General features: G+C 38.7%; 23 protein-coding genes and 2 tRNA genes. 9 read left to right on the top strand and 16 right to left on the bottom strand.

The window, feature by feature from the left end:
* Positions 1-25: 25 nt before the first annotated feature.
* Positions 26-691, bottom strand: coding sequence for an ABC transporter ATP-binding protein (locus ABXT69_RS00365; protein WP_416678159.1), 666 nt, complete (start codon positions 689-691; stop codon positions 26-28).
* A gap of 27 nt (positions 692-718) precedes the next feature.
* Between ABXT69_RS00365 and ABXT69_RS00360 the strand changes: the two genes are divergently transcribed.
* The gene (locus ABXT69_RS00360) at positions 719-1,363 is read left to right on the top strand and encodes an arylesterase (RefSeq protein ID WP_416678158.1); all 645 of its coding nucleotides are present in this window, start codon (positions 719-721) and stop codon (positions 1,361-1,363) included.
* A gap of 6 nt (positions 1,364-1,369) precedes the next feature.
* Here the strand turns inward: ABXT69_RS00360 and ABXT69_RS00355 are convergent, their stop codons facing one another.
* Both ABXT69_RS00355 and rsmI read right to left on the bottom strand, forming a co-directional pair.
* On the bottom strand, positions 1,370-1,684 hold the full coding sequence (locus ABXT69_RS00355) for a (2Fe-2S) ferredoxin domain-containing protein (protein ID WP_271556386.1): 315 nt from the start codon (positions 1,682-1,684) through the stop codon (positions 1,370-1,372).
* Complete coding sequence (gene rsmI, locus ABXT69_RS00350; RefSeq protein WP_416678157.1) at positions 1,681-2,511, bottom strand: 16S rRNA (cytidine(1402)-2'-O)-methyltransferase; 831 nt, start codon at positions 2,509-2,511, stop codon at positions 1,681-1,683. The genes ABXT69_RS00355 and rsmI overlap by 4 nt, the downstream gene beginning before the upstream one ends.
* A 165-nt stretch (positions 2,512-2,676) precedes the next feature.
* Between rsmI and ABXT69_RS00345 the strand changes: the two genes are divergently transcribed.
* Positions 2,677-3,399 (top strand): BON domain-containing protein, encoded by a 723-nt coding sequence (locus tag ABXT69_RS00345; protein ID WP_416678156.1) that lies wholly within the window; start codon positions 2,677-2,679, stop codon positions 3,397-3,399.
* Here the strand turns inward: ABXT69_RS00345 and ABXT69_RS00340 are convergent.
* The 8 genes from ABXT69_RS00340 to ABXT69_RS00305 form a co-directional block, all read right to left on the bottom strand.
* Entirely contained in the window at positions 3,396-3,974 is a 579-nt protein-coding gene (locus ABXT69_RS00340) for a ribonuclease HII (RefSeq protein ID WP_416678155.1), read from the bottom strand. The two genes, ABXT69_RS00345 and ABXT69_RS00340, sit on opposite strands and share 4 nt — an antisense overlap.
* 1 nt (position 3,975) lies before the next feature.
* On the bottom strand, positions 3,976-5,241 hold the full coding sequence (gene purD, locus ABXT69_RS00335) for a phosphoribosylamine--glycine ligase (protein ID WP_416678154.1): 1,266 nt from the start codon (positions 5,239-5,241) through the stop codon (positions 3,976-3,978).
* A 40-nt stretch (positions 5,242-5,281) separates the two neighbouring features.
* Positions 5,282-6,193, bottom strand: a complete 912-nt coding sequence (gene truB / locus ABXT69_RS00330) for a tRNA pseudouridine(55) synthase TruB (protein ID WP_416678153.1) — start codon at positions 6,191-6,193, stop codon at positions 5,282-5,284.
* 11 nt (positions 6,194-6,204) lie between these two features.
* Positions 6,205-6,543, bottom strand: coding sequence for a 30S ribosome-binding factor RbfA (gene rbfA, locus ABXT69_RS00325; RefSeq protein WP_271541843.1), 339 nt, complete (start codon positions 6,541-6,543; stop codon positions 6,205-6,207).
* A 14-nt stretch (positions 6,544-6,557) separates the two neighbouring features.
* Positions 6,558-8,999 carry a translation initiation factor IF-2 gene (gene infB / locus ABXT69_RS00320; protein WP_416678151.1) on the bottom strand — a complete coding sequence of 814 codons (2,442 nt, stop codon included), beginning with the start codon at positions 8,997-8,999 and terminating at the stop codon, positions 6,558-6,560.
* Between the two features lie 51 nt (positions 9,000-9,050).
* On the bottom strand, positions 9,051-10,526 hold the full coding sequence (nusA, locus tag ABXT69_RS00315; RefSeq protein ID WP_271541846.1) for a transcription termination factor NusA: 1,476 nt from the start codon (positions 10,524-10,526) through the stop codon (positions 9,051-9,053).
* A gap of 9 nt (positions 10,527-10,535) precedes the next feature.
* Complete coding sequence (gene rimP, locus ABXT69_RS00310; protein WP_271541848.1) at positions 10,536-10,997, bottom strand: ribosome maturation factor RimP; 462 nt, start codon at positions 10,995-10,997, stop codon at positions 10,536-10,538.
* 42 nt (positions 10,998-11,039) lie between these two features.
* Positions 11,040-11,116 (bottom strand) — tRNA-Met (locus ABXT69_RS00305).
* A gap of 98 nt (positions 11,117-11,214) precedes the next feature.
* Here ABXT69_RS00305 and gshB point away from each other — a divergent pair.
* Positions 11,215-12,171: a glutathione synthase gene (gene gshB, locus ABXT69_RS00300; protein WP_416678149.1), complete on the top strand. Its 957-nt coding sequence runs from the start codon at positions 11,215-11,217 to the stop codon at positions 12,169-12,171.
* Here gshB and crcB read toward each other — a convergent pair.
* Both crcB and ABXT69_RS00290 read right to left on the bottom strand, forming a co-directional pair.
* A complete protein-coding gene (gene crcB / locus ABXT69_RS00295) occupies positions 12,157-12,558 on the bottom strand; it encodes a fluoride efflux transporter CrcB (RefSeq protein WP_416678147.1) in 402 nt (133 codons plus the stop codon). The two genes, gshB and crcB, sit on opposite strands and share 15 nt — an antisense overlap.
* Positions 12,555-13,808, bottom strand: a complete 1,254-nt coding sequence (locus ABXT69_RS00290) for a replication-associated recombination protein A (protein WP_416678146.1) — start codon at positions 13,806-13,808, stop codon at positions 12,555-12,557. The genes crcB and ABXT69_RS00290 overlap by 4 nt, the downstream gene beginning before the upstream one ends.
* Positions 13,809-13,977: 169 nt before the next feature.
* On the opposite strand from ABXT69_RS00290, the gene ABXT69_RS00285 reads away from it, so the two are divergent.
* The 5 genes from ABXT69_RS00285 (at position 13,978) to ABXT69_RS00265 (ending at position 17,543) form a co-directional block, all read left to right on the top strand.
* Positions 13,978-15,144, top strand: coding sequence for a lytic murein transglycosylase (locus ABXT69_RS00285; protein ID WP_416678144.1), 1,167 nt, complete (start codon positions 13,978-13,980; stop codon positions 15,142-15,144).
* Entirely contained in the window at positions 15,141-15,569 is a 429-nt protein-coding gene (gene ruvX, locus ABXT69_RS00280; RefSeq protein WP_416678142.1) for a Holliday junction resolvase RuvX, read from the top strand. Before ABXT69_RS00285 ends, ruvX begins: the two co-directional genes overlap by 4 nt.
* Positions 15,550-16,509, top strand: a complete 960-nt coding sequence (locus ABXT69_RS00275) for an aspartate carbamoyltransferase catalytic subunit (RefSeq protein WP_416678141.1) — start codon at positions 15,550-15,552, stop codon at positions 16,507-16,509. Before ruvX ends, ABXT69_RS00275 begins: the two co-directional genes overlap by 20 nt.
* Before the next feature lie 2 nt (positions 16,510-16,511).
* Entirely contained in the window at positions 16,512-17,069 is a 558-nt protein-coding gene (locus tag ABXT69_RS00270) for a UPF0149 family protein (protein ID WP_416678138.1), read from the top strand.
* Positions 17,070-17,174: 105 nt separating this feature from the next.
* Complete coding sequence (locus ABXT69_RS00265) at positions 17,175-17,543, top strand: hypothetical protein (RefSeq protein ID WP_416678136.1); 369 nt, start codon at positions 17,175-17,177, stop codon at positions 17,541-17,543.
* Positions 17,544-17,598: 55 nt separating this feature from the next.
* Here ABXT69_RS00265 and ABXT69_RS00260 read toward each other — a convergent pair.
* Together ABXT69_RS00260 and trxB are read right to left on the bottom strand one after the other, a co-directional pair.
* A tRNA-Phe gene (locus ABXT69_RS00260) sits at positions 17,599-17,674 on the bottom strand.
* Between the two features lie 68 nt (positions 17,675-17,742).
* Positions 17,743-18,690: a thioredoxin-disulfide reductase gene (gene trxB / locus ABXT69_RS00255; RefSeq protein WP_416678134.1), complete on the bottom strand. Its 948-nt coding sequence runs from the start codon at positions 18,688-18,690 to the stop codon at positions 17,743-17,745.
* Between the two features lie 47 nt (positions 18,691-18,737).
* Here trxB and ABXT69_RS00250 point away from each other — a divergent pair, with 47 nt between their 5' ends.
* Positions 18,738-21,074 carry a DNA translocase FtsK gene (locus ABXT69_RS00250; RefSeq protein ID WP_416678133.1) on the top strand — a complete coding sequence of 779 codons (2,337 nt, stop codon included), beginning with the start codon at positions 18,738-18,740 and terminating at the stop codon, positions 21,072-21,074.
* Here the strand turns inward: ABXT69_RS00250 and ABXT69_RS00245 are convergent.
* Positions 21,071-21,649, bottom strand: a complete 579-nt coding sequence (locus ABXT69_RS00245; protein ID WP_416678130.1) for a hypothetical protein — start codon at positions 21,647-21,649, stop codon at positions 21,071-21,073. The two genes, ABXT69_RS00250 and ABXT69_RS00245, sit on opposite strands and share 4 nt — an antisense overlap.
* Positions 21,650-21,806 lie beyond the last annotated feature (157 nt).

Below are 21,806 nucleotides of genomic sequence, written 5' to 3'. Positions count from 1 at the left end.
ATTAATTAAGCGTAGTTGCTGAATATCAAACAATTTGACCGTCCTTAATTTCAATAATACGATCGCATCGCACTGCTATTGAATTGTCATGGGTTACCATGACTAGTGAGGTTTTACTTTTTTTGGTGTAATTAAAAAGCAGATCCATCATACTTTCTGAATTAGCACTATCTAAATTTCCTGTTGGCTCATCTGCCAGAATAATTTTAGGGTTATTTATTAGTGCTCGAGCAATGGCAACTCTTTGTTGCTCACCGCCAGAAAGTTCACTTGGAAGATGATTGAGTCTATGGTAGAGACCAAAATCTGCAAGTAATGCTTTAGCATCATCATCTTGATTATATTTTTGATTTGCCTCGAGCGATAATAAAACATTTTCAATAGCGGTAAGGTTAGGAATTAGATAGAAGGATTGAAAAACAATACCAATATTTTTTCTTCTAACCTCTGATAGTCTGTCTTCTTTCAGCCCAACAATTTCTTCATTATTAATCTTAATTGAACCTTCAGTAGCAGTTTCAAGGCCTGAAGCAAGCATAATGATTGATGTTTTTCCTGAACCACTTGGTCCAACAATAGAAATAATTTCTTCACTGTTTACTGAAAAATTGATACGCTTTAAAACTTCTACTACATCGTTTTTAGAGCCGTAATTTAACGAAACATTATTGAACTGTATAGCTTCACTCATCGCTTAATCTAATATAAAATTCGGGCAATGATTATCTCAAAAAAACTAAAGCTAAAAGCACTATTTACTGGCTTAATATGCATATTTTTATTTACCAGTGCTTATGCTGAAAACCCTATAAAAATTATGCTCTATGGAGACAGCCTGATGGCTGGATATGGGCTATCTCAAAACGAGAATTTAGCCTCAGAGCTCACGCGTAATTTTGAAGATAAAAATTTTACAGTCAGCGTTATTAATGCTAGTATTTCTGGAAACACTTCTAAAAATGGCTTGTCCAGGGTGGACTGGTCTCTTGGAGATAAGCCAAACATAGTGGTTGTGTGCCTTGGTGCAAATGATATGTTAAGGGGCCTTAACCCATTATTGACAATGGAGAACCTTGATTCAATAATCACTAAGTTTAATCAAGGTAACTCGATTGTAATACTCGCTGGAATGCAATCTCCTGAAAGTATGGGGCCAGATTATAAAATTAAATTTGATGGAATTTATCCTAAACTTGCTGCCAAATATGACTTAATTTTTATGCCTTTTTTACTTAAAGATATTGCCTTAGAAAAGAAAAACTTACAGGCCGATTATAAGCACCCTAATAAAAGGGGTATCAAGATAATAGCGAGTAACTTATATCCATATATCCTTGAGGGCATTACTCGACTTGAGAAATAACATAACCTATTTAATTAGTAATCGCTCAACCACCTTACCGCCCTCTAAATGAGATGTTAGAATCTCATCAATATCCTCTTCATCAATGTATTGATACCAAATGTTATCAGGATAAACAACTGCAACGGGTCCATCCTCACAGCGACCTAAACAACGGGATTCACTAACACCAAATTGCCCTTTGCCCAATGTAGAATTCGCGCGACATTGGTCTTTAGCATAACGATAAAGCTCTTTCGCGCCGTTTTCTGAGCAGCACTGCTTACCATCTTGTCGAATATTATTGCAGAAAAAAATGTGATGTTTGTAGAAATTATTCATAACTCTATAGCCTTATTGTAGCAATGTTTTTTATCGATACCAGTAATTTTAGCAGCCAATTTTGCCGCTTTTGATGCGCCCATTTCAGCACAAAGGATTGGCAAAATTTCCCCTAATTGGTTTTCAGCATCAACAAGATCTATTTTATCAGCTGAAGATATTAGTATTACAAATTCACCTTTTTGATGCGCTAAATCAGCAGCAAGGTATTCGATTACATTCTCTATTATGTCAGTGCGGATTGTTTCAAAGGATTTGGTCAGCTCTTTAGCAAGACAGACCTTTCGCTCATTTCCAAATACTTCCAACATGTCCTTTAAAGTTGCCAATATTCGCTTAGGCGACTCGTAGAAGATAATTGTCTCTTTAAGAGTGGTTTTATTATGAAGATATTTAATTCTTGCAATTTTTTTTGAAGGCAGAAATCCAAAAAAAGTAAAGCTATTACTTGCTAAGCCAGAAGCTGAAAGGGCTGTAATTATTGCACTAGGTCCTGGGATAGGCACAACCTCAATCCCTTCTTTTTTTGCCTGTGAAACTAAAAAATAGCCTGGATCACTTATCAAAGGGGTTCCAGCATCACTTATAAGTGCAGCTGAAATACCAGAATTTAGCTCGGAGATAATAGATTCAGTCTTCTCTCGCTCATTGTGCTCATGAAAAGCTTTTAGTGGCGTTGAAATTTCAAAGTGTGCAAATAATTTTTTGCTATGTCTCGTATCTTCAGCTAAAACTATATCGACATTCTTTAATGTTTCGATTGCCCTATAAGTAATATCATTCAAATTACCAATTGGAGTTGCTACAATAAACAGCTTTCCTATCATTTTAAAGTCTTAACCAAGGTTCATATATGATTACCATTATGCTTTATTAACCTACATTATTATCAAAATTTATCTATGTCTTTAGCTTTAATAGATACTGATACTGCTTTAAAATACAGAGATATCTTTTTTTTAGCTTTGGCTAACTAGTAACAAGGAGTATTAATGAAAAAAGTAATTATATTATCTGCACTTCTCATATCATCCACTATCTTAAGTTCATGCGCTCCAATAGTTCAAGGAGCTGCAGCGGTTACTACTGTTGCTACAATGTCTAATGATCGCCGCACAATGGGTGAAATTTTGGATGACAAAACTCTTTATATGAATTTAGGGAATATTGTTAGTAAAGACTCCATGCTAGAAGATACGCATATTAACTTTAATGTCTATAACAAATCTGTATTGATGACTGGTGAAGTGCCAACTGATGATCTTAAGAGCTATCTCGAGGAAACAGTTAAAAAAAGAGCACCAAAGATGAGCCAACTGATCAATGAAGTAGCCGTGATGCCAAATAGTAGCTATTTAAAGCGCGCTAGAGACGGAGTAATTTCGGTTCAGATAGAGGCCCTATTCCTAGATCAAGAAGTATTTCATCCAGCTCATGTTTCTGTTCTTACTGAAAGGGCGACAGTCTACTTAATGGGATCAGTAACAAAAAGGGAGGCAGAACACGCTACCAATATTGCTAGTAAGGCAAAAAATGTTAAGAAAGTTGTTAAACTATTTAATTACCTAGCAACAAGGCCTGCAGCAGAAATTGAAAAGGATAATAAGAAAAAAGAAGAGGCAGAGAAAAGAGCTATTCTTGAAGCAAAAAAAGCAGAGCTTGAAGCTGCTCAAAATGAATTACAGCAACAAATCTACGAACTAGAAACAAACTAAAGGTTTTTTATTGGCCGAAAAGTGAATCGATGCTGTCCATCAATTGGTCCATACTTTGATAAGGCAATAAGATGTTCCTTCGTGCCATATCCTTTGTGATTTTGAAATCCGTACTCAGGAAACCTTAAGTCCAGTTCCTTCATTTGCCTGTCTCTTGTAACTTTTGCAATAACCGATGCGGCCGAAATAACAGGCTCAGTCAAATCTCCTTTAACTATTGCACGGCAATTATCAACATCTGGACAACGATTTCCATCAACAAGGACTTGAAATATCTCATCTTGATTTTGACTTAACAGCTGGTGCTGTAAACTATTTATTGCTCTTGTCATCGCAAGCATTGTTGCTTGCAATATATTGACCTCATCAATTTCAATACTACTAGCTTCAGCCACTGACCAAAAGCACTGGTTAGTAATCTGGTAGTAGAAATCTTCACGTTTTTTTTCTGTTAATTTCTTAGAATCAGTGAGACCCTCAATAAAAAAATTAACAGGAAAAATTACTGCTGCTGCAACCACATTTCCAACTAAAGGGCCTCTTCCAGCCTCATCTACGCCAATAATGTTAAGCACCCTATATACCTTTAAAACCAATGTCAGTTCTAAAGTAGCTCCCTTCCCAACTAACTAAATTAATAAGCTGATAAGCTTTTTCTTGTGCCTCTTTAATGTCCGTGCCTAATGCAGTTGCGCAAAGAACTCGCCCACCATTACTGGTAATATTGCCTGCATCTAACCTTGTTCCAGCATGAAAGATTTTAGAGCTAGATTCTTCTGTAGGAAGATTAATTATTTCTCCTTTTTTATAAGCCTCTGGATAGCCAGAAGCAACCATTACAACGCCCAAAGAGGCCCTCTCATCCCATTCAGCTTTTTCTGAATCCAAATTACCTTGAGTTGCTGAAATACATAATTTAGCTAAATTAGATTTCAAGCGCATCATTATTGGCTGCGTTTCAGGATCTCCAAATCTACAGTTGTACTCGAGTACTTTTGTCATGCCTTTGTCGTCGACCATAAGTCCCGCATATAAAAAACCAGTATATGGCATGCCTTCGGATTTCATTGCCTCAACAGTTGGTTTAATAATTTTTTCCATTACATCATCAAAAACTAAAGGACTTACTATTGGTGCTGGTGAGTACGCCCCCATTCCTCCAGTATTAGGGCCCTTATCACCATTATCTCTTGCCTTATGGTCCTGTGATGTAGCCATTGGAAGTATATTACTTCCATCGACCATAACTATAAAACTTGCCTCTTCACCCATTAAAAACTCTTCTATGACTACTCTAGATCCAGCCTCTCCAAATCGATTTCCTTCAAGCATATCATTAATAGCAAGTGTTGCCTCATTTAGAGTATTTGCAATAATTACCCCTTTTCCAGCAGCTAGTCCATCCGCCTTTATAACGATAGGTGTGCCCTTCTCTTTGACATATTTAATTGCAAGCTTAGATTCAGTGAAGACCTTATAAAATGCTGTTGGGATATTGTTTCTATGCATAAAATCCTTAGAGAATGCTTTTGATCCCTCTAATTGAGATGCTAGTTTTGAAGGTCCAAATATTGCCAGGCCTTCCTCTTGGAAATTATCAACCACTCCCATAACTAAAGGAGCCTCTGGCCCAACAATTGTAATGTTTATAAGCTCACTTTTAGCAAACGAAATTAGCGCTGGGATATTTTCAGGGTCTATCGTAATATTTGATATTTTTTTCTCTAAGTCTGTGCCAGCATTTCCAGGTGCTACAAATACATGCTCTACTTCATCAAATAAAGAGCACTGCCAAGCTAATGCATGTTCACGGCCACCAGAGCCTATTATTAAAACTTTCATAACACCTCCTTTTAAATACTAAGCTTGAAAAATTTTCCTCTCAAACAAAAACCCTTTTAGGCCAAACTTCAGATAAAACATTATTCTCACCAATACCAATAAACTGTTTTTTTTCGTCATAAAGCTTAATTTTTTGACCAACATCTAGACCAGGAAACTGAAGCTTTCTTCCATGTTTAATATCAAGTGTTTGTTCAGCATTCAAATAAAGTCCTTTAAGGTTTGGCAACATCTCATCCGCACAAAGAAGAGTTGAATCAAGTTCGCTTAAACCTTTATTTTTTAGCTCTACTAGGTCCTCAAAAGTTCTGGCCTGTGGTATATCAAAATGAGTGAATCCAACTCTTCTTAGCTCAATAACATGCCCACCACAGCCAAACGATTCTCCTATATCTTCAATCAAGGTTCGAATATACGTGCCTTTTGAACACGAAACTTCTAGGCTTAAAATTTCCTCTTCAAAGCCTTTGAACTTTATCTCATGAATTGTTACTGGCCTGGCTTCTCTTTCAACCTCAATGCCTTTTCTTGCAAGTTTATAAAGAGGCGTTCCGTTTCTCTTAAGAGCAGAGTACATTGGCGGAACTTGATTGATACTGCCTACAAAATCTAACAAAACATTTTTGATAGCTTGCTCATTGATTCCTTTTGTGGAACCAAAATCAACGACCTGACCATCTGAGTCTCCCGTGTCACTTATTTGGCCTAATTTACCACGCACAAAATAGCGCTTATCGCCATTCAACAAGAACTGTGCAACTTTTGTTGCTTGCCCTAAACAGATTGGCAAGAGTCCACTTGCAAGAGGGTCAAGACTTCCAGTATGTCCAGCCTTATTAGCATCGAACAATCGTTTTACATCTTGCAGGGCAGAATTGGAACTGTGGCCACTAGCTTTATCAAGAAGTAAAACTCCGTTGATGTCTCTACCTTTTGGGTTGCGTTTAGACATTTTTTATGGGTTTAAATTTTACTTAAGAGATCATCCATTCTAGCGCCAGCATTTGGAGCTGTATCATAAATAAAGTTTAGTGATGGGGTATGCCTTAAGTCTAAAGTTTTTGATAAAGATTTTCTAAAAAAACCACTAGCCTTATTAAGCAAAGCTGCGACAGATTTTTGAGAAAGCTCTTCGACTGAGAAAAAAACTTTTGCGCTGGTTAAATCACGAGTAACAATGACGTCAGTGATAACGACCTCTTGGAGCCTAGGATCTTTCGTTTCTTTCGATAACAAGAGGACGAGTTCACGCTTAATAAGTTCGTTTACTCTTTCGGTCCTAAAACTTATTTGTTGTGCCATTTAGAATCTCTGCCCTATAATGTTCTAGCGCGCTCTATACGCTCAAATACTTCAATTTGATCTCCAGGCTGAACGTCTTTGTAATTTAAAACTCCAATTCCACATTCAGTTCCAGACTTAACTTCTTTTACATCATCTTTAAAGCGCCTTAGAGATTCTAACTCACCTTCATAAATTACAACACTCTCTCGCAACACACGGATTGGGCTATCTTTCCTTACAACTCCCTCTTCAACCATACAACCCGCAATATCTCCAAACTTAGGTGATCTAAAGACATCTTTAACGCCCGCAATTCCAATAATATTTTCACTTAATTCTGGGCTTAATAAACCACCCATAATTGCTTTAATATCATCAATTAAATTATAAATAATACTGTAATACTCAATTTTAACACCTTCAGCATCAGCAGCCTTCTTAGCAACAGAGTCTGCTCTAACATTAAAACCAAGAACAACGGCTTCTGAAGCGCTGGCTAAAGAAATATCAGTATTATTAATTGCTCCTACGCCTGAAGACACAACTTTCACTTTAACTTCATCAGTTGAGAGCTCTTCTAAAGCCTCAACCAAGGCCTGTGCTGAGCCACGTACATCTGATTTAATTATCACATTAACTGTAGAAATTTCACCCTCTTCCATAGTGGCGAAGAAGTTATCCATCTTTTCAGCTTGCTGCTTTTGAAGCTTGGACTCTCTATCTTTTGACTTTCTAAAGTCTGCTACCTCTCTTGCCTTGCGCTCACTAGCCACAACAAGAACCTCAGCTCCAGAGTCTGGGACACCTGATAAACCTAAAATTTCAACTGGTGTTGATGGCCCTGCCTTATTAATTGGCCTACCATTATCATCAATAATTTGCTTAACTTTTCCATACTCTTGGCCCGCAATAACAATGTCGCCTTTCTTAAGAGTGCCTGACTGAACAAGTATAGTAGTTACTTTTCCGCGTCCTTTATCTAATCGAGCCTCAAGAACTACGCCACTCGCTGGCTTATCAACAACTGCCTTAATTTCTGACATTTCTGCCGTTAAAGATATACTTTCTAAAAGCTCATCAACACCTGCTCCTGTAAGTGCTGAAACTCCAACCATTAAAACATCACCGCCCCATTCATCGGAAATAACGTCATGTGTTGAAAGCACTTGCTTCACTTTATCAAGATCTACACCTTCTTTATCTATCTTGTTAATAGCCACAATAATAGGCACATTTGAAGCCTTGGCATGCTTAATGGATTCAATAGTTTGGGGCATAACGCCGTCATCTGCTGCGACCACAAGAATTACAATATCAGTTGCGGTTGCTCCGCGAAGACGCATTTTTGAAAACGCCGCATGGCCTGGAGTATCAATAAAAGTAATTAAATTTCCCTTTTGTTCAACTTGGTATGCGCCGATATGTTGAGTAATTCCACCCGCCTCAGCAGAGGCTACTTTCGACTTTCTAATATAGTCTAGAAGTGATGTTTTTCCATGATCGACATGGCCCATAATAGTTACTATTGGGGGTCTTGGCGCAGAGTCCGCGTCATCATATGTCTCTTGAACCAAAGTATCTTCAACTGTCTCCTCACTACTTGCAACAGGCGTATGCCCCATCTCCTCTACCACAAGCATCGCTGTATCTTGATCGATTACGTCATTAAGGGTGGCCATAACGCCCATACCCATCATGGCCTTTAATACTTCACCTGCTTTAGTCGTCATTTTGATCGCTAACTCAGATATTTTAATAGTTTCTGGGATTAAAATTTCATGCTTTACGGGCTCAACTGGCATATGAAAGCCATGCTGCGCCTGCTCATCCTGAGTTTTCTGTGAAATATGTGTTCTTTCTTTTTTCTTAAGTTTTCGATTTGGATTATGTCTAGCAACGTGAAGCTGTTTTCTATTTGATGCTGGGGATGGAGTAGACCTTAGTCTCTTAGGGCTCTTCTTTGAATCATTTGATTTTTCTGCCTCTAATTTTTCCTTCTCTTTTTTATCCTGCTCTTCCTTTTCAGTAAATTGTTTTTGTGTTTTTTGAGCCAACTGCTCTTCATTTTTAATTTTTTGCTGACGAACCATGTCATTTCTTTTCGCGTCATGCTGCTCATCTTTTTCTTCGGCAATTCTTCCAGCCTCCAAAGCTTCTTTTGCTTTTAATATTGCAGCGTCATCAACCTGTTCAGTTGGAGCAGCTTGAGGAACCTCACGTTTCTTTTTCACCTGAATCTTTACACCACCGGAAGAAGATGTATTAGAAGCAGGTTTTGTTGTTTTCCTAGAAACAGAAATACTTGACTTAGTGCTGGAGCGCTTACTCAAGCTAGACATTAGAACCTGCCTCTCATCTGCAGAAATATTCGATTCAGCTGTTTTTCCTGAAATGCCTGCCCCAGATAAAATAGATAAAACCTGGTCAGGTGTTTTTTTGAGTAATTTTGATAAACTTTCTACAGTATGTGCCATATTTTTGCCTATATATTCTAGTTATTGATACTTAAAACACCTATATTAAAATTAGTCAAACCAGCCTTCTTTTTCTCTGGCTGCCATAATAACAGCAGAAGCGCTATCATTTCCAACATCTTGAATTTCCAAAACCTCAACAATTGACAGTTCAGCTAATGCATCTACTGTAGTAATTTCAGCTTCAACAAGTGCTGCTGCTAGGGCCTCGTCAACACCTTCAACGCTGAGTAAGATTTCTGTGGATTCTGCATCTGTTAATGCCTTAACTAACTGCGCATCCTGGGCTCTTTCTTGAAGCTCACCCACCATATCAGAGTCAAATTCTTCAATTTTGGATAATGCATCCGATTCAGCTTCAGCTATTTCATCAAGATTTGTATAGCCCTCATCAATCAAGACAGCGGCTACTTCTGCATCAACACCAAGTTTTTCAGCTAGCTTTTCGCCTGTTTTCTGTAACTCTTTCGCCTGGATATCATCTGCATCGCTAATAGACATTACATTAAGTTTCCAACCAGTAAGTCTACTTGCCAGCTTAATGTTCTGACCGCCCCTGCCTATTGCAAGTGCTAATTGGTCTTCCTCAACCGCAATGTCCATAAAACCTTTCTCTTCATCAACCACAATTGAGCTAACCTCTGCTGGAGCCATAGCATTAATTACAAACTGCGCAGGGTCTTCATCCCACAGAATAATATCAACTCTCTCTCCATTTAGTTCGTTTGAGACTGCCTGAACGCGTGCGCCCCTCATACCAATACATGAGCCAATCGGATCTATCCGCTTATCTTTCGCCTTAACTGCAAGCTTAGAGCGAAGACCTGGGTCTCTCGCTCCAGCCTTAATTTCTATTACGCCTTCACTAATTTCAGGTACTTCCATAGTAAAAAGCTCGATCATCATATCGTTGACGGTTCGGCTCAGAAAAATTTGTGCGCCACGAGGAGTAGACTTAACTTCTTTAATATAAGCCCTTAAACGATCATTTTTTCTAATTGACTCATTCGGTATCAAGTCAAACTTTGAAATCATGCCATCAATTCCGCCCATATCTACAAAAACGTTTCCTCTATCAACTCTTTTGACTGTAACCATGACAACTTCACCAACACGCTGCGTATAGTTATCAACAATAACTGTTCTTTCGGCTTCACGAACCTTTTGAATGATTACCTGTTTAGCAACTTGAGCTGCAATTCTTCCAAACTCTAGAGACTCCATAGGCTCTTCAACAAAAGCATCAATATCTAGACCGTTAGAATCTGCTTGGTAAATATGGATCTCTGGATCAAACATTTCTCCATCATCATCAACAAATTTTTCACCATCCTCAATGACTAGCCATTGCCTAAAGGTATTAAATTCACCAGTATGTCTGTCAACCTCAACACGAACTTCAATATTATTTCGCTTCTTTGTTGCAACAGCTAACGCCTCTTCTAATGACTCTATAACATCATCTTTAGTTATATTCTTTTCGTTTGAGATTGCCTCAACCATTAAAAATAACTCTTTACCATCCATGCGCTTCTCCTAAAAATGAGCAACTAAATTTGCTTTTTCAATTAAATCTATTTCCAAAGTAACAGGGCCAAGCTCTGTTACTAATTCTAGTGAATTACTAGCTTCGCTAACGCTACCAATAGCACCAGTAAAGTTTCTTCTACCATCAATTGGCCTGAATGTTCTCAAACGAACATCATGGCCTAAAAAACGTTGGTAATGTGCAATACTAAAAAGAGGTCTTTCGATACCGGGCGACGATACCTCAAGATTGTACTGCCCACTTATTGGATCCTCAACGTCCATTATTGCACTTACTTGGCGAGAAACAACCTCACAATCATCCACCCCAATGCCTTCCTCTGAATCTATATAAAGCCTCAAAATAGAGTGTTTTCCACTGGCAACGTATTCAACGCCCACCAGCTCATAACCCAAATCATTGATACTTGGATTAATTAACGCAACTACTTTGTCAGATATCTTAGCCACAAAAAATTCCTAATAAAAACCCCCAAAAGAGGGGGTCTAAATTGGTAGCGGGGATAGGATTTGAACCTATGACCTTCGGGTTATGAGCCCGACGAGCTACCATACTGCTCCACCCCGCACTAAAGAGGCGAAATTATACGCCCTTAACCTCGCTACTTCAACATATTTTGACGGGCATGTATATTATTAATTAATCTGAATACTTTATACTATCCTAATGAAGCCAATTATACTCGCCGTACTGATGGATGACATTTCCAGCATTAAGCCAATTAAAGATTCCTCATTTGCCATGATGCTAGAAGCGCAAAAACGTGGATGGGACATTTACACTTTTGATAGCACTGATATGTTTTATGGGGACGGAAAAATTATTGCTAATGCGCGTAAGACATTAGTCAAAGATTCTGAGCATGAATGGTATAAATGTGAAGCGACAGAAGAACTCCAGCTAACTAATATAGATGTTGTGTTTATGCGCAAAGACCCGCCGTTTGATATGGATTATATTTATGCAACTTATCTTCTAGAGCAGGCAGAGGATAGCGGGGTTTTAGTTGTGAATAAACCAAGCTCACTAAGGGATGCTAACGAAAAACTTTTTGCTTTAAATTTTCCAGACTGCATTCCAGAAACACTTGTCAGCTCAAATATCGAAAAGCTTTCAGAGTTTATCTCCAAAATTAAAACAGCAGTTGTTAAGCCGCTGGATGGAATGGGTGGAACTGATATATTTAAACTTGCAAAAGGTGATAAAAATATCGAGGAAGTACTCCTAAAAATAACCAATCAAGGAAGTTGCTATATTATGGCTCAGGAGTTTTTGCCTGAAATAAAGGACGGTGACAAACGTATTTTATTAATTAATGGAAGGCCTGTTGATTATGCGCTCGCTCGAATACCAGCAGAAGGAAACTTTAAGGGAAATTTAGCTGCAGGGGCAAAGGGTGTTGGTCAACCACTATCAGAAAGGGATCGATATTTATGTAGTCAGATTGCTCCAATGCTCATTGAAAAAGAGCTTATGTTTGTTGGGCTTGATGTTATCGGTGATTACATTACAGAAATAAACGTAACCAGCCCAACCTGCATTCGAGAGCTTGATAGTCAGTTTAATCTCAATATCTCATCTATTCTCTTAGATGAAGTTGAGGTTAAGTTAGCTCTGCGCTAAATTAAAGCCATATTTTGCAAGCATTACGCCAAGGCTTGCAGCAAGAAGTGACAGCCCTAGATTTAACAAGATATTTAATAATGCCTGGCCATAGTTACCACCGCTAAGCATCTCAACAGACTCAATTGAAAGCGCTGACATGGTAGTTAGAGAGCCTGCCAATCCAACAAGTAGCATTAACCGATACGTCTCACTAAGAAAGAGTTTTTCTAATACAAAAACTACCAATAGACCTGCGATGAATGAACCAATAATGTTTGAAATTAAGGTTCCATAGGGGAAGGCTTTATCAAAGTAATGCATTGAATAAACGCCAATATAGTATCGGCAAGTAGCTCCGACAGTGGCGCCTATACCGATGCTTACAATGGACGTTAAAGTGTTCATAAATTCGACCTAAGCTGTTTCAGCTTTTCTTTAATTTTAATCTCTAGTCCTCGGTCAGTGGGCTCATAATATATTTGCTCCCCCATCTCCTCAGGAAAATAAGTCTGGCCCTTACTAAGACCATCAGGCTCATGATGCGCATAGCGATAACCTTTTCCGTGCCCTAACTCCTCCATCAACTTAGTACTTGCGTTTCTAAGATGAGTAGGCACTGCAAAGTCACCTGTATTCTTTGCTGCCTCTATAGCTTTATTAAATGCGCTATAAACTGCATTCGATTTTGGCGCGCACGCACAAAAAACAGCCGCTTGAGCAATGGCTCTATTTCCTTCTTTATCTCCGAGGCGCTCATAAACGTCCCAGGCATTAATAGTAATTTGTAGAGCTCTTGGATCGGCGTTACCTATATCCTCTGATGCAATTGCTAATAGCCTTCGAGCAATGATCTTTGGATCGCAGCCTGAAACAATCATCCTTGCCATCCAATAAAGAGCGCCATCTGGAGAAGAGCCCCTGACGGACTTATGGAATGCAGACAATTGCTGATAATAAATATCACCGCCCTTATCAAAGCTGCTTATGTTTTCCTGGAGCGTTTTAGCAATATCTTCTCTATTTAGAGTTTTGTTTGATGTTTCAGTTAGCTGCTCAATGATATTAATTAAGCGCCTAGCATCGCCATCACTACTATCAATAATCAGAGCTAGTGATCCGTCGTCATCTAGAAGGATATCCTGATTCTTTAATGCTTTTGAGGCAATAGTTGAGAGATCCTCAGTGCTTAGCTTATCAAGAATATACACCCTTGATCTTGAGAGTAACGATGAGTTAATTTCAAAAGAAGGATTTTCTGTAGTTGCTCCAATTAAGGTAATTAATCCAGACTCAATATGAGGCAGAAAAGCGTCCTGCTGGGCTTTATTAAAACGATGAATTTCATCAACAAATAGTATCGTATTTTTATCCTGGTGCTTATAGAGCTGGGCATGCTCTATTACATTTCTAAGCTCTTTAATGCCGTCAAGTACAGCTGACATTTGTTCAAAATGGGCTCCCATCTGCGAGCAGATAATACGGGCAAGGGTGGTTTTTCCAACACCAGAAGGCCCCCATAAAATCATTGAGTGGAGCTGCTTGTCTGACAAAGCCTTACCAATCGGCTTATCAGGGTCAAGCAAATGACGCTGACCAATAAATTCGCTCAGCTCACTGGGTCTTAGTATTTCTGCAAGAGGCCTATAAGTTGGCATTAAGTTAAGGATTGATTTTATAATTTTATAATTATCTTCTTTATTTCATATTAATACCGCAGATAATTTTAATTTATTTCTAAATAATGTTATTTTTTCCCATCCATCGCCATCATTACTGCAAAAAAAGTATTAAAATAAGAACGTATTCACGCACTATAATTTACTTATGTTTTTAAGATTTTTTTGTCTCATTTTTCTTACTACAAGCGTTTTTGCTAACTCACATTCGTTTGAAGAATTTCTAGATCAGGTCCGCAAAACTGCAACTGAGCAAGGAGTTTCTAAATCAACCATTGATAAGGCTTTCTTTGAGCTTACGCCAAGACCTTCTGCCATTGCATCGGACAAAGCTCAAGCTGAGTTTAATCAAAATTTTTGGCATTATGTAAACAAAAGAGTTAATAAAGTTCGCCTTAATAATGGCAAAGACACGTTAAAGAATAATGCTTCATTACTGAGCAAAACCTCTGAAAAGTACGGCGTCCCAGCCTACGTTATAGTTGCATTTTTAGGACTTGAAAGCAACTATGGAAATTATATGGGTAGTGAGAGTCTTATTCGCTCTTTGGCAACACTTGCCTATGACAAAAGACGATCAAAGTTTTTTACAAGGGAGCTAATTGCTGTTTTAAAGTTGATGGATAAAAAAACCATTCCGTTTGATGCAACTGGATCTTGGGCCGGAGCAATGGGCGCAGTGCAATTTATGCCAACCAATGTCATCGCATATGGCGTTGATGCCAATAATGACGGCAAAGTAGACCTGTGGAATGAGAAAGCTGATATTTATGCCAGTGCTGCTAACTTTCTAAACAAACTTGGCTGGAAAAAAGGTGAAAAATGGGGGAGAGAAGCCTTAATTCCTAAAAACTTCGACTATCAATTAACCGGACTAAATAATGAAAAGACAGTTAATGAATGGGCGGCACTTGGGGTTCGACGAGGTAACAACTCAAACCTACCAAAATCAAACTTTAAGGCCTCTTTAATTGTGCCAATGGGTCACAGAGGGCCGGCATTTTTAGTGTACCGAAACTTTGATGCAATAATGGGATGGAATCGCTCTATCTTGTATGCTCTTTCAGTGGCTTATCTATCCGACAGGGTTAACGGCAACGCAAAACTATCTGCAAAAACTATTGATGAGCCCCTCCTTAGCAAAGAAGACATTATGCAAATTCAAAATACCTTGAATTTACTGGGCTATGATACCGGCACTCCAGATGGTATGGCGGGATCTAAAACTCGAAAAGCAACTAGACAGTTCCAGTCTGACATTGGTCTTACAGCGGATGGGTACGTTGGGTATGAATTATTTCAACAGCTTCAATGACCGTCAAAACCTACCTTGGTTTTGATGTAGGAACTAAACGTACCGGGATTGCTATTGCTAATAGCCTGACCTCCCATGCAAGCGGAATTGATACGGTCCTTCATCACAAAGATGGCTCTACAAATTGGGAGCATCTTGACCTAATCATTGATCAGCATAAGGCTGATGCTTTTATTGTTGGGCTGCCTCTTGACAAAGAAAATAAAGAACAAGAGATGACCTTCATAGCAAAGTCTTTTGGCAGAAAACTAACAAAGCGATTTAATATTGAGGTCTTTTTTATAGACGAGTATTTATCCTCTTCAGAAGCAAAAAAACAACTAAAATGGCACTACGCCCACAAGAACGCTGATAGAGGTGATGTAGATAAACGCTCAGCTGAACTAATTTTGCAAACTTGGCTCAATGAAACCACACTCGATTAGCAACGATTCTCAACTAAACTCAAAAGGAAGGCTAGCTCATCTTTTAGGTTTAAAAGGTCTTCCAAAAAAACAACTCGAAATAATATTAGACGTAGCTGATGACCATGTCGATAAAAAAGGTCAGCTCCAGAAATCTAAGATCTTAAGAGATATGTCTGTCGCCAATCTATTCTTTGAGCCTTCAACTCGAACACGAAATACTTTTGAAATAGCTGGCAAAAGAACAAGCGCTAAAACAATTAACGTTGACCTTGCAAATTCAGCAACTAAAAAAAATGAAACCTTGATGGACACTATGCACACCCTCAAGGCAATGCAAATCGATATGTTCGTGATTCGTCACAAACAAAATGGGCTTCCACATCATGTTGCAGAAAACATGAAAGGTGTGTCTATTATAAATGCAGGGGACGGAATTAACGCTCATCCAACCCAAGCCCTTCTAGATATGTTAACCATAAGGCAGCATAAAAAAACCTTTGATAACTTATCCGTTGCAATTGTTGGTGACATAAGACATTCCCGTGTTGCGCGCTCTGGAATACAGGCCATGCAAACTTTAGGCACAACCGACATTCGATTGATTGCTCCAGATACTCTTCATTACAAAGAAGAAACGCCTGGCTTAGAGCGCTTTGATAATCTTCAAAAAGGTATCGAAGGTGCTGACGTTATTATCTCTTTGAGATTGCAAAAAGAAAGAATGATTGGCGCAGATATCCCAGATGAGCAAACTTACTTTGATAGCTTTGGAATTACAAATGAGATCTTAAAATTTGCAAAGCCCGATGCAATTGTCATGCATCCAGGACCAGTTAACAGAGGAATCGAGCTTGAATCATCCGTTGCTGATGGGCCTCAATCAGTTATTCTTCAGCAGGTAACGAATGGCATTGCAGTTCGAATGGCCGTTATGGAAATTTTAGCTGGAGCGTTTTAAAAATGAGTCAACCTATCAATTATGATCTGGCAAAAGACGCCCTTCAAAAGCTTAATACCGATGACACAATTTCTTCAGCCCATGGACTATTGTGTGGATTTTATTGCGTCAAGCAAGATATTCAATTAGATGACTGGCTAAATGAAATACTAGTTACTATTGATTTAAATAACTTAATTGAAAAGGAAGCTCATCATGTGCTTGCAGAGATATTTAATAACACCAATGAACAACTATCGGACCCTACGTTAAATTTTTGGCCGGTTATTGCAGATGATGAATCACCCTTAAGAGAACAAGCAAATACTCTTATTGAGTGGTGCCAAGGATTATTGGTTGGCCTTGGACTGAGCTCGGTAGAAGCCTCAGATGAAGAGGTATTAGAGATGATCAAGGACATTAGTGAGATTTCTCAGATGGATGCTGACCTATTAGATAACGAAGAAAATACTCAAGACTTTTATGAAATCGTTGAATTTGTTCGTATAGGCGTTCTCTTTATTCAAGAAACATTGCAACCCTCAAAACAGGACTTTATCAGCCCTACTCAGCTTCACTAAAAAGCTGTCGCTTGATTTAACAGGAATTATTCCTATTAAAGTTTATAATTATATTTAGCTCATTTTGAGCTTAATAGAAAACTTTGATAACTTTAGGAGTAAAAAATGACTTTACAAAATCTACTTAGAGCTCAAGCTATTTTTGTTTGGGTGTATGCATTATTATTTTGGGTTGCACCTGAAATGGCCGCTCAGGGAGCTGGCTGGACAGTTAGCGAAAATATGAGGTCTTTTGGCCAGATTCTATCTGTTCCATTATTTGCCCTTGGCCTGTTTGCATGGATGGCGCCATCTTGGGTGGGAAATAACCTTAATAAAGTTTGTGTTATTTATGGTGTCTATCTTAACCTTGCACTTATTGCAGTTCAACTTCTACACATTTCCACAGGCGCTGCTTTGCTTGACCCTATGTCTTTATTGCCTGCAATAGTTTTGGCAGCTTTATTCTTCTGGAAGACGCGCGCTTCAAGCTAGAAAATTAGTTATAAAAAAGCCGAATTAAATATTGATTTAATTCGGCTTTTAAAAATGGTGGCCACACCTAGAATTGAACTAGGGACACAGGGATTTTCAGTCCCTTGCTCTACCAACTGAGCTATATGGCCAAATCGCGTAATTATACACAAGGCAAAACAAAGCAGACTTTGAATTTCAACCTCGAGCTACTTGATCCCTACAAATTATCTAAAAATCGTTCAGCGTCTAATGCCGCCATGCAACCTGAACCTGCAGAGGTAATGGCTTGGCGATAAACGTGGTCTGCAACATCGCCAGCAGCAAAAATGCCTTCAACGCTTGTTTGTGTTGCGTTACCTTTGAGTCCTGCCTCAACTTGAATATATCCACTATTAATATCTATCTGGCCCTCAAAAATACCCGTATTTGGCGTGTGACCAATAGCTATAAAGACGCCATGAACATCGATCTCTTTAGTTTTTCCATCGTTTCCCTTAAGTCGAAGCCCAGTAACGCCCATATCATTTCCCAAAACCTCTTCTAGATTATGGTTCCACTCAATAGATACATTGCCATTTTTAGCTTTTTCCATAAGCTGATCAGATAGAATTTTTTCAGACCTAAACTTATCACGTCGATGAATAATAGTCACATGTTCTGCAATATTTGAAAGGTAAAGAGCCTCCTCAACAGCCGTATTGCCGCCACCAATAACTGCAACTTTTTGGCCTCTATAGAAAAAACCATCACAGGTTGCGCAGGCAGAAACGCCCTTGCCTTTATAAGCTTCTTCAGAATCCAGTCCAAGATATTGGGCCGTAGCTCCAGTTGAAATTATCACAGCATCTGCAGTATAGGTAGTGTCGCCACCCTGAAGCGTAAACGGACGCTTAGAAAAATCAACACTAGTAATATGGTCATTAATTATTTCTGTATTAAAACGAAGGGCATGCTCTTTCATTCGCTCCATTAGATCTGGACCTTGAAGACCATCATGATCTCCTACCCAATTATCCACATCCGTTGTAGTCATTAATTGACCACCCTGTTCAAATCCACTAACCATCACTGGATTAAGATTTGCTCTTGCTGCATAAACTGCTGCTGAGTAGCCGGCAGGGCCTGACCCAACAATCAAAACTCGACAATGTTTGATATCACTCATTATGAAATACTTTATACTAATTAACCAAATGAGTATTATAAGCTATCTTGAAAAAAAATAATAAACGCACATCTACAAATACCCCCATAAATAATCCGCGCTCAAAGATTGCAAGTGAGTCAATTTTTATACTACTCTTAACACTTGGTGTCGTTTTCCTTATTTCACTTGTGACATACTCACCGGATGAAGATCCATGGACTGGGGGCGTGCAACTAGTTAAACCAGTTATAAATAGTGCAGGAATGTTTGGTGCTTATCTGAGTGATATAAGCATTGGAGTTCTAGGCTATGTCTCTTATATCATCCCAATAGCTTTAATTTGGCTTGGGTATAACTTTCATAGAGATGCAAATAAAGAGCGTAGCAGTCAGATTACCTTCTTGCTTCGATTGACTGCGTTTCTCGTTATGCTTTTTTTTACAGCAGCACTAGCGCATCAATTTGCGCCAGAGATAAAAATTATTGAGGGCCTTAAAGATACATTTTTAGCAGGTGGATGGATTGGAATGTCGATGCATAATCTGGTGTTTTATGAAATTTTTGGCAGCTCATCTACAATAATATATATTGGCATTATTTTTGTTAGCTTTAGTATCGCCTCGAGCGCTTCATGGAGGAACATAAGCACATCCCTTTTCAAAAAAACCTTTAATAGGGATAAAAAGACTGCAGACAATAACAACAGTTTAAGGACCAAACCTGAAATTATCAGCTCTACTCCAGCTGCTGTAGAGAAACCTCAAAAAACTGAGGAAACAGAGAAACCTAAAAAAACTGAGAAAACAGAAAAACCTCAAAAAACTGAGAAAACAGAGAAATCTAAAAAAGAACAGGGCAGCAATCTATACAAATCAGGAATGTCAGGAGGCCTGCCAAGCCTTTCACTCTTAGATGATGTTAGTAACTCTGGTTTAGGCTATACAGACGAGTTCCTTGTTGAAATGGGCCAACAAGTTGAAATTAAATTAAAGGATTTTGGCTTTGACGTAACAATAACTGCCGTAACTCCAGGGCCTGTAGTGACTCAATTTGAAATCTCGCTTGCTCCAGGAATTAAAGTTAGCCAGATCATGAACCTTAACAAAGACCTAGCTAGGGCGCTGCTTGTAGAAAGTGTTCGCATAGTCGATGTGATTCCAGGAAAACCGGTTATTGGCCTTGAAATTCCGAACAACAATAGAGAGATGATTGGGCTTAAGGAAATCCTCTCAAGCGAAGTATTCACAAAAGCTAAGTCAACGCTTTCCATGGGGCTTGGTAAAGATATCAATGGATTGCCGATTGTTGTTGATCTTGCGAAAATGCCGCATCTTTTAGTTGCTGGTGCAACGGGAATGGGTAAATCAGTTGGCCTTAATGCAATTATTCTTAGCATCCTCTATAAGGCTTCACCAGAGCAAGTAAGGTTTATCATGATTGATCCAAAAATCGTTGAGCTTGCTTCCTATGCAGACATTCCGCACCTCCTTACTCCTGTTGTTACCAATATGAATGAAGCTGCAAGTGCGCTTTGGTGGTGTGTCAATGAGATGGAAAGGCGCTATAGCCTTTTGGCCAAGTTTAGCGTTAGAAACATCGAGTCATTTAATGAAAAGCAGCGCCGTGCTCAAGAGTCTGGAAAACCTTTGTTAGATCCTTCATTTAATCCAGATAACGCAAAAGAAGGTGAAAAGCATCCAGAGCTTGAATCGCTCCCCCTTATCGTTATAGTTATTGATGAATATGCCGATATGCTTGGCGCTCTTGCACAGGAAGACCGCGCTAAATCCAAACGAGTTGAAGGCCTTATTGTTCGAATTGCTCAAAAAGCTCGAGCAGCTGGAATACACCTTATTGTTGCAACGCAGCGCCCTAGTGTTGATGTTATCACCGGCCTAATTAAATCCAATATACCAACAAGAGTGTCTTTTAAAGTTTCATCAAAAACAGACTCAAGAACTATTTTGGATCAGTCAGGTGCTGAGCAGCTTCTTGGAATGGGTGATATGCTTTATATGGCGCCAGGTATGACTCACCTTACCAGGGTTCATGGAGCATTTGTAGAGGACAGTGAAATTCTACGAGTCGTCAAGCACCTTAAGAAAAACTCAAGCCCTAACTACTTAAAGGGAGTTCTTAAAGCACAAACTGAGGTTGTCAGTAATAAAGATTCTGGACAATCCTCTGGCGAACTAGATCCACTTTTTGATGAAGCAGTGCAAATTGTCACCTCAACAAGAAGGGCCTCAATCTCCAGTCTGCAAAGAAGAATGCGAATTGGCTATAACCGCGCTGCCAGAATTATCGAAGACATGGAGTCCAGTGGAATCGTTAGCTCTATGAATAGTGCCGGAAATAGAGATGTTTTGGCGCCAGAGCCTATTGATCCAGATGAAACTTAGCCACTAGGGCATAGGCTAGGATCCCAAAATTCATCTTCGATTTTTCCCATAGAGAAAATTAATCCCACAATATCAGTAAACGAGAACTTCTCGATATCGCCAACAGCAATAATATATTGGCCTGTATTAGAGTTATTAAATACTCTTATATAATATGTTCCAGCTTTAAACACTCGATCTGAAAGAAAGTTTTTTCCAACTTCGGGGCCATTCCAATACCACTGTTTTCCATACTCTTCATACCAAGGTGTCCACTCAAAGTTTTCGCCATCGGCCATAAATAACGGATGGAAATCGGCGTCTAGAACCTCAAAAGAAAATTTTTCTTCTAGCGTGCACTCTTCAATCTTCGCGGCCAGAATACCTGCATAAAAGTTAAAATCAGTTTCAGACTCAATTCGATAAAAATGAGGCTCCCCAGTAAGTGTTGAATAAATAGCTTTTGAGATTTCAGGCTCTTCAATTTCATAGGGTGCGTCGGCAGGATAGCTTGAATTTTCATTCATTACTGGCTTATGGGCAATTGAATAGCTAGAAAAGATTAGGAGTGCTACAAAGGTCAGAATTTTTTTCATAATTTTTATAGTTTTTTGTCAGATTAGATAATAGGCTTAAAGAACCCTTATTACTCATAAAATATTTATGGTTTTTTTTGAAATATAGTTTCTTTAATTATATTTTAGATGAATTAATTTATAAGATTAGTGACGGCCATTAACCAAAATTAACCTT

The sequence above is a fragment of the Candidatus Pseudothioglobus sp. Uisw_016 genome, from assembly GCF_048087635.1.
In the GTDB taxonomy this organism is placed as follows: domain Bacteria; phylum Pseudomonadota; class Gammaproteobacteria; order PS1; family Pseudothioglobaceae; genus Pseudothioglobus.
This window is presented reverse-complemented; position numbering and strand designations above follow the sequence as displayed.

Excerpts from the sequence above, each read along its gene's own strand:
- ABXT69_RS00365 (WP_416678159.1), bottom strand. The coding sequence starts at position 691 with ATGAGTGAAGCTATACAGTTCAATAATGTTTCGTTAAATTACGGCTCT.
- ABXT69_RS00360 (WP_416678158.1), top strand. The coding sequence starts at position 719 with ATGATTATCTCAAAAAAACTAAAGCTAAAAGCACTATTTACTGGCTTA.
- ABXT69_RS00355 (WP_271556386.1), bottom strand. The coding sequence starts at position 1,684 with ATGAATAATTTCTACAAACATCACATTTTTTTCTGCAATAATATTCGA.
- rsmI (WP_416678157.1), bottom strand. The coding sequence starts at position 2,511 with ATGATAGGAAAGCTGTTTATTGTAGCAACTCCAATTGGTAATTTGAAT.
- ABXT69_RS00345 (WP_416678156.1), top strand. The coding sequence starts at position 2,677 with ATGAAAAAAGTAATTATATTATCTGCACTTCTCATATCATCCACTATC.
- purD (WP_416678154.1), bottom strand. The coding sequence starts at position 5,241 with ATGAAAGTTTTAATAATAGGCTCTGGTGGCCGTGAACATGCATTAGCT.
- truB (WP_416678153.1), bottom strand. The coding sequence starts at position 6,193 with ATGTCTAAACGCAACCCAAAAGGTAGAGACATCAACGGAGTTTTACTT.
- rbfA (WP_271541843.1), bottom strand. The coding sequence starts at position 6,543 with ATGGCACAACAAATAAGTTTTAGGACCGAAAGAGTAAACGAACTTATT.
- infB (WP_416678151.1), bottom strand. The coding sequence starts at position 8,999 with ATGGCACATACTGTAGAAAGTTTATCAAAATTACTCAAAAAAACACCT.
- nusA (WP_271541846.1), bottom strand. The coding sequence starts at position 10,526 with ATGGATGGTAAAGAGTTATTTTTAATGGTTGAGGCAATCTCAAACGAA.
- gshB (WP_416678149.1), top strand. The coding sequence starts at position 11,215 with ATGAAGCCAATTATACTCGCCGTACTGATGGATGACATTTCCAGCATT.
- crcB (WP_416678147.1), bottom strand. The coding sequence starts at position 12,558 with ATGAACACTTTAACGTCCATTGTAAGCATCGGTATAGGCGCCACTGTC.
- ABXT69_RS00290 (WP_416678146.1), bottom strand. The coding sequence starts at position 13,808 with ATGCCAACTTATAGGCCTCTTGCAGAAATACTAAGACCCAGTGAGCTG.
- ABXT69_RS00285 (WP_416678144.1), top strand. The coding sequence starts at position 13,978 with ATGTTTTTAAGATTTTTTTGTCTCATTTTTCTTACTACAAGCGTTTTT.
- ruvX (WP_416678142.1), top strand. The coding sequence starts at position 15,141 with ATGACCGTCAAAACCTACCTTGGTTTTGATGTAGGAACTAAACGTACC.
- ABXT69_RS00275 (WP_416678141.1), top strand. The coding sequence starts at position 15,550 with ATGAAACCACACTCGATTAGCAACGATTCTCAACTAAACTCAAAAGGA.
- ABXT69_RS00270 (WP_416678138.1), top strand. The coding sequence starts at position 16,512 with ATGAGTCAACCTATCAATTATGATCTGGCAAAAGACGCCCTTCAAAAG.
- ABXT69_RS00265 (WP_416678136.1), top strand. The coding sequence starts at position 17,175 with ATGACTTTACAAAATCTACTTAGAGCTCAAGCTATTTTTGTTTGGGTG.
- trxB (WP_416678134.1), bottom strand. The coding sequence starts at position 18,690 with ATGAGTGATATCAAACATTGTCGAGTTTTGATTGTTGGGTCAGGCCCT.
- ABXT69_RS00245 (WP_416678130.1), bottom strand. The coding sequence starts at position 21,649 with ATGAAAAAAATTCTGACCTTTGTAGCACTCCTAATCTTTTCTAGCTAT.